This is a genomic window from Streptococcus sp. A12 (genome assembly GCF_905372335.1).
In the GTDB taxonomy this organism is placed as follows: Bacteria; Bacillota; Bacilli; order Lactobacillales; family Streptococcaceae; genus Streptococcus.
Window position 1 is genome coordinate 1 of the sequence record NZ_CAJPOU010000045.1, and the last position, 9,813, is coordinate 9,813.

The 9,813-nt window shown below is 42.6% G+C and carries 10 protein-coding genes and 1 pseudogene; 1 reads left to right on the top strand and 10 read right to left on the bottom strand.

Annotated features, from left to right (window positions below):
• Nucleotides 1–13 precede the first annotated feature (13 nt).
• The 10 genes from gltX to QZ158_RS08230 all read right to left on the bottom strand — a co-directional run bounded on the left by gltX (nucleotide 14) and on the right by QZ158_RS08230 (nucleotide 9,422).
• The gene (gltX, locus tag QZ158_RS06500; RefSeq protein WP_293886877.1) at nucleotides 14–1,474 is read right to left on the bottom strand and encodes a glutamate--tRNA ligase; all 1,461 of its coding nucleotides are present in this window, start codon (nucleotides 1,472–1,474) and stop codon (nucleotides 14–16) included.
• A 98-nt stretch (nucleotides 1,475–1,572) separates the two neighbouring features.
• Nucleotides 1,573–2,355: an alpha/beta hydrolase family protein gene (locus QZ158_RS06505; RefSeq protein ID WP_293886878.1), complete on the bottom strand. Its 783-nt coding sequence runs from the start codon at nucleotides 2,353–2,355 to the stop codon at nucleotides 1,573–1,575.
• Between the two features lie 74 nt (nucleotides 2,356–2,429).
• Nucleotides 2,430–4,091, bottom strand: a complete 1,662-nt coding sequence (locus tag QZ158_RS06510; protein ID WP_293886879.1) for a ribonuclease J — start codon at nucleotides 4,089–4,091, stop codon at nucleotides 2,430–2,432.
• Nucleotides 4,092–4,304: 213 nt separating this feature from the next.
• On the bottom strand, nucleotides 4,305–4,793 hold the full coding sequence (locus QZ158_RS06515; RefSeq protein WP_048690893.1) for a hypothetical protein: 489 nt from the start codon (nucleotides 4,791–4,793) through the stop codon (nucleotides 4,305–4,307).
• A gap of 569 nt (nucleotides 4,794–5,362) precedes the next feature.
• Nucleotides 5,363–6,121: an ABC transporter ATP-binding protein gene (locus tag QZ158_RS06520; protein WP_293886880.1), complete on the bottom strand. Its 759-nt coding sequence runs from the start codon at nucleotides 6,119–6,121 to the stop codon at nucleotides 5,363–5,365.
• The gene (locus tag QZ158_RS06525; RefSeq protein WP_293886882.1) at nucleotides 6,118–6,984 is read right to left on the bottom strand and encodes an ABC transporter permease; all 867 of its coding nucleotides are present in this window, start codon (nucleotides 6,982–6,984) and stop codon (nucleotides 6,118–6,120) included. Before QZ158_RS06525 ends, QZ158_RS06520 begins: the two co-directional genes overlap by 4 nt.
• Nucleotides 6,985–7,152: 168 nt before the next feature.
• Nucleotides 7,153–7,611: an FctA domain-containing protein gene (locus tag QZ158_RS08215; RefSeq protein WP_366928203.1), complete on the bottom strand. Its 459-nt coding sequence runs from the start codon at nucleotides 7,609–7,611 to the stop codon at nucleotides 7,153–7,155.
• A 38-nt stretch (nucleotides 7,612–7,649) separates the two neighbouring features.
• Nucleotides 7,650–7,946, bottom strand: coding sequence for a hypothetical protein (locus QZ158_RS08220; protein WP_366928206.1), 297 nt, complete (start codon nucleotides 7,944–7,946; stop codon nucleotides 7,650–7,652).
• Nucleotides 7,907–8,815, bottom strand: a complete 909-nt coding sequence (locus QZ158_RS08225; protein WP_366928204.1) for an FctA domain-containing protein — start codon at nucleotides 8,813–8,815, stop codon at nucleotides 7,907–7,909. The genes QZ158_RS08220 and QZ158_RS08225 overlap by 40 nt, the downstream gene beginning before the upstream one ends.
• Before the next feature lie 478 nt (nucleotides 8,816–9,293).
• A complete protein-coding gene (locus QZ158_RS08230; protein WP_366928205.1) occupies nucleotides 9,294–9,422 on the bottom strand; it encodes a hypothetical protein in 129 nt (42 codons plus the stop codon).
• A gap of 52 nt (nucleotides 9,423–9,474) precedes the next feature.
• On the opposite strand from QZ158_RS08230, the pseudogene QZ158_RS06540 reads away from it, so the two are divergent.
• A pseudogene (locus tag QZ158_RS06540) lies at nucleotides 9,475–9,729 on the top strand (helix-turn-helix domain-containing protein); the annotation flags it as partial.
• Nucleotides 9,730–9,813: the final 84 nt, after the last annotated feature.

Below are 9,813 nucleotides of genomic sequence, written 5' to 3' on the forward strand. Positions count from 1 at the left end.
AATAAATGTATTCCTATTTTGCAATTTCTTCCAACATTTTTTCAATGTGTTGGATAGATTTTTCACGACCAAGCAAGTAGATAGTTTCTGGCAATTCTGGTCCGTGCATCTCTCCTGAAACGGCGATACGGATTGGCATGAAGAGGTTTTTCCCTTTGATACCAGTTTCCTTTTGGACTGCTTTGATTTGCGGGAAGATATTTTCTACCACAAACTCATCGTCTGACATGGCTTCAAGTTTTGCCTTAAAGGCCTCAAGTACAGTCGGAACCGTTTCACCAGCCATGACTTCTCGCTCAGCTTCTGTCAATTCTGGGAAGTCTGAGAAGAAGAGGTCTGTCAATGGAACGATTTCATCCACTGACTTCATTTGTGGTTTGTAGAGTTCCACCAATTTTTCAGCCTTGTCTGTCAAACGTCCTGCTGCTTCGAGGAATGGTTTGGCCATTTCAAAGATGGTCGCAAGATCCGCATTCTTGATATACTCATTGCTCATCCAGTCCATTTTCTTTTGGTCGAAGGCTGCTGGAGACTTGCTGAGGCGGTTTTCATCAAAGAGCTTGATCAGTTCTTCACGAGAGAAGATTTCATCTTCCCCACCAGGATTCCAACCAAGAAGGGCGATAAAGTTAAAGACTGCTTCTGGAAGGTACCCTTTCTTACGATAGTCTTCGATGAACTGAAGAGTATTGGTGTCCCGTTTAGACAACTTCTTACCAGTTTCAGAGTTGATAATCAAGGTCATATGACCAAACTCAGGTGCTTCCCAACCAAGAGCTTCATAGACCATAAGCTGTTTTGGTGTATTGGCAATGTGGTCGTCTCCACGGATGACGTGAGAGATTTGCATGTCGTGGTCATCAATCACAACGGCAAAGTTGTAAGTTGGATAACCATCTTTCTTTTGGATGACCCAATCTCCACCGATATTGCCACCTTCAAACTCGATATCGCCTTTGACCATATCATGCCATTTGTAGATACCAGACTCATTCACAGCCAAACGAACCGTTGGGATGATTCCTGTTGCTTCACGTTCCGCGATGTAAGCCGCTTTTTCTTCTTCGCTCATGCCGAGGTATTCGTTGATGTAGCGAGGTGTTTCACCAGCTACTTCTTGGCGTTCACGTTCTGCTGCCAACTCTTCTTCTGTCACATAAGACTTGTAGGCTTTTCCGTCAGCCAAGAGTTGGTCGATGTATTTTTGATAGAGTTCCAAACGTTCAGACTGGCGGTAGTTCTCATGCGTCTCTGGACTTTCATCCCAGTCCATACCCAACCAACGAAGGTTTTCCAGCTGGGAACGTTCGCCGTCTTCGACGTGGCGCTTACGGTCTGTATCTTCGATACGGATAATAAAAGTTCCACCTTGGTGGCGCGCATACAAGTAGTTAAACAATGCTGTACGAGCATTTCCGATGTGTAGTAGTCCGGTTGGACTTGGTGCATAACGCACACGAATATCTTTAGTCACGTATGTTTCTCCTAATTGTTCATTGATTCTGGGCTTCTCTTCTAATTGGCCCAGGCACTTTTCACTATATTATAGCACATCTCTGCATGAGTAGCTTCCTAATCGAGTCGTTCTTCTAGTTCAAAATCAATTGGCAGGGTTGCTAAGAAATGCTCTAACTCCCGCTCCCAATAAAACCATTCATGTTTTCCTGGTCCATGGCTGTAGATGATATCAAAACCGAGGTCCTTCAGATGATCAGCAGCTGTATTGTTGGCCTCATACAGAGCATCCTGCTCGCCACACCACGCCCATAAGACCGTCTTTTTATCTGAGTACTTCTCAGCAATGCTTTCCAAGGAGTAAGGACTCGTCGTCCAATCTTCTAGTTCTCCAAAGACCCCTTGCCAGTAAGCTGCACTTCCAAGATCGGTGTCTGCCAGTTGATGCCCCTCAAAGCTAAGAGCACCAGAAAAGCTAGCAGCATGCGAGAAGCGATTGGTTTGAAGGGCCAGTTTGAAAGATCCATAGCCCCCCATCGATAGACCAGCGATAAAGGTCTTCTCCCGCTTCTTAGTCATATTGGGGAAGAAGCGTGCCAAGGTCTTAGGCAATTCCTCTGCGATGGCTGTGTAGTAGGGATAGCCATACTGGGTATCCGTATACCAACCATTATTGGTATTAGGCAAGACAACAATCAGATTGGTCGAACGTAGGATCCGTTCTACATTGGTCCGTTTCAACCAAGAGTACTGATTGCCATTCATCCCATGAAGGAGATAGAGGACCGGGATATCTTGATCATCTGGATTTTCCACCCGAGATCCATCTGGGTAGAGGACGTTGATCCCCCACTCCATTGCGAGCGCTTCTGAATAGTATTCAATCTGCATTACTGCCATCTATCTTTCCTCACTATTTCTTCTTTTCCTTGACAAGAAAAAGCCGACGATCGACTTTTCCTCTTATCTTAATCCTAGCGTACTTCCATGACGACTGGCAAGATAGCTGGTCGACGTTTGGTCTGGTCAAAGAGGTACTTGGCCAAACTATCACGAACAGCACCCTTGAGCTCCCCCCAATCGAAGCTTTCCTGGGCTAAGTATTCTTCCACACTTTGGTTGACAATCTCAGCACTTTCGCGCAAGATATCGCGACTCTTCTTCACATAGATAAAGCCACGAGTGTGAACTTTTGCCTTCGAGATAATGCGTTTTTCACGACGGTTAACCGTAATAGCCACAATAAAGATACCATCTTCTGAAAGGACTTTCCGGTCACGGAGGACGACATTTCCTACATCCCCAATGGCATTCCCATCGATGAGGACATCTCCAGCAGAGACGCTACCTGCAGGAACGAAGTCACCATTGTCATATTCCATGATGGTGCCTTTTTTCGGAATGAAGATATTTTCAGGCAAAATCCCCACTTCCATCGCAAGCCGTGCATGGGCATCCAATTCGCGGTATTCCCCTTGGATTGGGAACAGATAGTTGGGACGAAGAAGGTTGATCATCAATTGAAGATCACGCGCATTTCCGTGTCCTGATACACGCAAGCTTTGAGTAATCGCTTTTACGACTCCGCCTGCTTGATAGACCATGTTTTCTACACGTGCCATAACCGCTTCTTTAGCGATAGATGGAGTTGTTACGATATAGACCAAGTCGCCATCCTTGATTTCAACATAGCGGTGACGGCCAATGGACATTTTACGGAGGCCATTGATGGGTTCACCCATCCGCCCCGTTTCAAGAATAATCAATTCATGATCCTCAAAACGAGACATTTCTTTTGGCTTGATTAATATTTTTTCGTTGGCCAAAGACAGTTTATTTAAACGAATCCCTGTCCGGACAATATTTTCTACGTCAAATCCAGTCAAGACAACCCGGCGCCCTGTCTCTGCAGCTGCGTCAAAGACTTGCTGGATCCGTGATAGGTTACTTGCAACAGCGGCTACAATGATACGGCCATCCCAGTCAGCAATCGTATCTAGGATTTCATCCCCAACCTCTTGCTCACTAGCCACTTGAATCTTACTATCGGCATTGGCAGAGTCACTCAAGAGAGCGAGGACGCCTTCTTGTCCAATCTCTGCCAAACGAGCAAAGTCAGTCGCATAAAACTCACTCGCTGTCTGGTCAAACTTGAAGTCTCCTGTATAGACGATACTTCCTTCAGAAGTCTTGATGACAATTCCTAAACTTTCTGGAATAGAGTGGGTTGTCTGGAAGAAGGAAACAACGGTTCCTCCAAAATCAATCTCTGAGTTGGCATCGATTACATGGAAATCATTGAACTTCTTGACACTGTCATTGCTCTTGACAAAGAGTTTGGCCAACTCGATGGTCAACTCTGACCCAAATACGGGAACTTTAGCCTCCGCTAAAAGATAGGGAAGGGCTCCAATGGCATCCGCATGCCCGTGCGTTAAAAAGACTCCTGCGATACGATCGCTATTCTCAAAGAGGTAGTCCATGTTGGGAATAACGACATCGACCCCTAGTTGCTCATTTTCTGGATACTTGAGACCAGCATCCAAAACAAAAATAGAGCTATTTACTTCAGCTATGTAGAGGTTTTTCCCGTTTTCACGGACTCCACCTAAAGTAATCAACTTAATGTTACTCATGTTTTCTCCTTTATGTGATGGTTCATACTTACGGTCCTTGGCTCACCAAGTCGAATTACAGTTTTGCAATTTTCTTGCATATCTAGAACATTATACTATTTTTTCACGATTTTTTCAAAAGTCAGACCAAACAAAAGCCCTCCATCATTTGATGGAGGAACCCTTATCAAAACCCAAGACGACAGCATAGAATGTCAGCTTGCTAAAGAGACGCTAGTCCGTATGATAGTCATTTTTCTTATTCTCAATCACCCGTATCGCCGCCTTGATCACATGAAATTCATTTAACAGTTCTTCTAGGTGGTGGTAATTCCGATCGCTGAGAGCCCCTTTCTTGAGGGTTTGGGACAAACTATAAAACCGATCAACATGCTCTTCAATATTGGCCAGTAACTCTTTCGCCTCTTTCAAACGGTAGCGATTCAGGAGCTTGCTTTGGCTATGTTTATAGGCGAGCACATTCTCACGATGAATATCTTGACAGACTTCCTTCTGCTCTTCATCCACCGTCAAATTGACCGCTTGGAAGCAAGTAATAAATTCTCGCTTCTTCAGATCACACACAAAGACGACACCGTCCTCTGCTACATAGGCTTCCGTATCGGGCCGTTGATCAAAACTGCTATCAAAATGATGAAGCGAGGGCACATGTTGATTGACCCAGCGTTTCAACTGCTCTTTATCGACCCCAAATCGTTCCATCGCTCTTTCTTTAAAGTGATCTCGACAGCTATATTCATGTGCGTATGGCAATCCCACTGACCTCACCTCAACTTTCTAACATGACAGACAAAAAGACCTCCAGTCTTACGGGACTAGAGGTCTGGTCTGCTTCACTGACAAGAGGCGATTAACCATTTAGGCTAACGAAAACAACAGTTATGATTTTCATTTCTTTTCATGGTACGTTTTCACATACCAGTGGTTTTCTTTGCAATTTCTATTTCAGTTTTGTTACAAAGCACTCAGTTGAGCATACCGAAGTTCGAAAACCATCTAAAGCTTCCACTACTATTTCCACGTATTTCAATGTCATTAAGTAAGTTAAGCAGACTTACTTGACGGCTCAACCGATTTAACATTTCCGGCGTTAAGGCTCTTTTCATAAAGAGCACGAACAAGTGTCAGCGAAGACAGACCTAAAACGAAGTAACCTAATGTATGAATCTATAAGGCATTGGTATCAACCCCTTCTCCCTTATCTTCACCTATAGTATACTCCTTTAATATTGGTATTGCAAGCGATTACACGCTGAAACTAGTTTCTAAATTTACTCAAAGAAACGGTAGTAATCAGACAGGTCCATCTTAGCCTTTTCATCTTGGTTCAAGTCCTGGATAATCTTTCCATCCTTCATGACAATCAAGCGATTCCCGTACTTGAGGGCATCTTCCATATGGTGGGTAATCATCAAGGCAGTCAGTCGATCCATTTTGACAAATCGATCCGTCAGCTCCATCAAGGCCTGACTCGTCTTGGGATCGAGAGCAGCTGTATGCTCATCCAAGAGCAAGAGTTCAGGACGCTTCAGGGTAGCCATCAACAGGCTCAGAGCTTGACGTTGTCCACCAGATAAGAATTCTACCGCCGTATCGACATGCTTCTCTAAACCATTGCCAATCTGGCTCAAAACCTCTTTAAACTCGTCTTTGTACTGGGCAAGGCGACGAGGAACCAAGCCCCGCTTTTCTCCTCGGAATTTTGCAATCAGGAGATTCTCGGCCACTGTCATACGAGGAGCCGTCCCCATCTTTGGATCTTGGAAGACCCGGGATAGGTATTTGGCCCGTTTTTCCGGACCATAGTGCGTCACGTCCTCTCCCTTGATCAAGACTTGACCACTGGTCAGAGGCAGAGTTCCAGCCAGGGTGTTGAAAAGGGTTGACTTACCAGCACCATTGCCCCCAACAATGGTGATAAAGTCATGCTCATGAATCTCCAAAGAGACATTATCCAAAATGACTTTTTCTTCATTCAATCCATTGTTCACCACGATGGTGGCATTTTTTAATTCTACAATTGCGGTCATTTGCTGAGTTTGACTCCTTTCAGCAGTTTCTCTTTAAAGGTTGGAATCATGAGACAGATCGCCAAGATGATAGCGCTAAAGATGCGAATGTAGCTGGTATTGACACCGATGGCAATCACAGTCCAAATTAAGAATTGATAAATGATCGATCCAATAACGATACTGAGCAAACGTTCTGCTAAGGTTAGTTTTGAAAAAAGAACCTCTCCGATAATCAAGCTAGCCAAACCAACGACGATGACCCCGATCCCTCGAGAAGCATCTGCATAGCCTTCTTGCTGGGCCATCAAGGCACCTGACAAGGCAATAATCCCATTAGAAACTACTAGCCCCATCAACTCCATCCAGCTGGTATGGATCCCAAAGCTTTTAGCCATCTCAGGATTGTCTCCTGTCGCAATATAGGCCTGCCCCAATTTAGTATCTAAAAAGAAGAGCATGGCAGAAATCACCAGGGTCACAAAGATGATCCCGATGATAATCTCGTTTACGCCACTCGCGATAGGAATCATATCTTGGATTTTTGAGTAGCCAAGCAAGCCCAGGTTGGCCCGTTGCATCACGAAGAGAATGACTGAGTTACAGGAAGTCATCACCAAAATCCCCGATAACAGCGTCGGAATCTTCCCTTTGGTATAAAGAAGACCTGTTGCTAATCCAGCCAAACACCCCGCACCAACGGCTGCCAGGGTGGCTAATAAAGGATGAACCCCTTTGGTGATCAGCGTTACCGCAACGGCTCCTCCTAATGGAAAGGAACCCTCTGTGGTCATATCTGGGAAATCCAAGATACGGAAGGTCATAAAGATACCTAGCCCCAAAATAGCCCAGATCAAGCCTTGTGAAATAATCGAAATAAGCATACCTTTGTCCTAACTATTGTAAATATCCTCTATTGTATCATATTGCGAGACGTGATTTCAATGCTTTCAAGAAATAACAAAAAGGCCCCACTCCTTAGAGCGAGGCCTCCTTGTGGAAAACTAAAGCATTTCCGATCCTAGTGTGAATCGTTGGTTTTTACCACTTGTTTAGTCTTCGTTTTTCTTGCGTCTTGCAAGACCAGCAAGTCCTACCAAACCAAGAGCAGCGCCTAACAATGCAGCAGAAGCTGATTGTTCTTCACCAGTAGAAAGAAGTTCTGGTGGTAGTGGAACAACTTTGTTGTTGAACTCTTTGTCCACTGGATCTGTTACGTTTGTAACGAGAGCTTTCGCGCTACCATCACGCTTTACTTCAAAAGTTACAACAGCTTTCATTGTGTCATAGATAACTGTAGAATCAGTGCCTTGAACTTCTTCAACTGTGTAAGTGCCTTCTTCACCCTTCTTGTACTCAATTGCTGAGAACTTAACGTTATCTGCCACATCATTCTTAACCGTTTGAATTTCTTTACCAGTTGAATCTTTCAGTACGAAGCTAAATTCGTTCGCTTTAAGCTCACGACCTTCCAAACGTTTCGTGAAGTTGAATTCTACAGTGATTGGCACACTGTTCACACGTTTTTGAGTTGGTTTTTCTGGAGTTTCTACAGATTTCTTACTGGATTGTAAACATGAACGATCTGATTGGCTTTGTTTTCGATGTCTACTCCATCAGCAACGTCTGCTTTAACAGTTGCTGGGATATCAAATTTGTAGTGGCGACCAAATGCAAACTTAGTTGTGTCGATAACTTGAGTATCTTCTGCATCACCTAAAGATTTGTTCATAGAAGCTTTAGATGTAGCTGTAATTACTCCGTTAGCTACTGTAATATCAAATTTAGATGGTACATCTCCACCAGTTACGCTGTCAGAAGCCTTGATGTCAGTAGCGTTATCAATTTCTCAGCATCGTATGTATCAGAGATACCTACAGATTGGATGTTGTTCTTGTCAGTGAAGTTCTTAGTATCCAACCACACTTGGTAAACTATTTTATAACCACGTTCAGCTGTCTTCGTATTGATGTTTTCTGCTTCGTTGTTTGAAATTTTATCAGCATATGGATCCGCATTAGTTTCTGTGTACTCATTAGTTAACTCATTGTCATCGTCAACGAGTTTTGAACCAGTAATATCAAATTCTTCTTTGTTAAGAACGAATTTTTCGAGTTGGAACTCAGGCCTTTCTGGAGGAGTGATCTTATTGTTGAACTCTTTATCCTCTGTTCCATCAGTAGCGTTACCATTCCCATCCACCCCACTTGTTGGTGATACGTTTGTTACAGTTGTCAGAGTATGACCGTTCTTAGCAACTTCAATAGTAATCGTAGCTTTCATAGAATCATTTACCATTCCAGCTTCTTTCGATGCAGGGATCACTTCTTCTACTGTATATGTGTGAATACCCACTTTAGAGTTGTCGAATGATAATTCTGTAAATGTTACAGTTCTGTCTGTTTTGTTCGTTATAGTTTCAACTTCTTGTCCGTTTGTATCTTTAAGAACGAATTTGAATTCTCCATCTTTAAGCTCACGTCCAACTATTTTCTCAGTTAAGTCAAATTTAATTTTAACTGATTCTACAACATGGTTGTTGAAGACTTCGTCATTCTCTCCTTCAGCATGATCACCTGTTGATGTATAGACTGCTTCAACTTCTAATTCATGTTGATCGTTTTGTTTAACAGTGACTGTAAGAGTAACCTCCATACCATCATAGTCGACGTCTTTATCCAAACCAACAACTTCCGTAATCTTATAAGTATACATACCTGATTTTTCGAATGTTAGTTCAGTAAAGGTTGCCTTACCATTTTTGTTGGTAACAGTTTCTTAATGTGTTCCACCTTCTTGTTTGAGGGTGAAACTAAAATCACCATCATTTTAAAGTACGTCTTTCAAGGACTTTACTTACTTCAAGGGCGTAGGTTACTAGATCTACTTTTTCATAGTATCAAACTGTTTCCGTATATAGCATTAAACCATTAAGATTAAGCAAGTCAACGTTCGCACCTATACTGTAATTTCTGTTTACAAACTGTGAATTTGGAGAAAGATGCCATATATAATATCCTAATAATGGTATAAAGACTGTTATTTTAGGAATATTGTCACGAGCTGTTTGGAAGCCAAATGGAATTTCCTTACTATTTGGATAATTTACTCCATTTTTATCAGTAAAAGGAATCGTGTACAACGGTGTCTTCTGGACAACCAAATCTTCTGTATTAATATTACCTGGTTTAATTTACTTGGTTTCTGCAAGAAGCATATAACCAACAGTCTCCAAAGTACCATCCGAACTTTTTGATTGTTGTCTTGGATCTAAAAGATAAACACGGACAACAACTGGCACTAGCCCCCAAAAATGAGACACAAGAAAACACTCCTGTTGAAAACTAGTAAACTAGAAACAGGAGTGTTTTGCTATGGTCAAAAAAGCTTATTCATTAGAAACTAAGTTAGCCTGCATAGAAATGAAAAAGGCTGGTAAGTCTAATAAAGTCATCATGGAGACATTGGGAATTAAGAATGGCAGTCAAATCTATACCTGGATGAGATGGTATGAGAATGGTGAGTTACATCGTTTTCATTAACCTTTGGGGAAACAATATACCTATGGTAAAGGGATGAGACAGCTATCCGAAATAGAAGAGTTGCGCCTACAGGTGGAACTACTAAAAAAGTATCAGAGCTTGGTAAGAAAATCGATAAAGTAAGTCTTATCAAGCTAGCAGAAGAGTATAAGAAAACGTGCCCTGTATCTA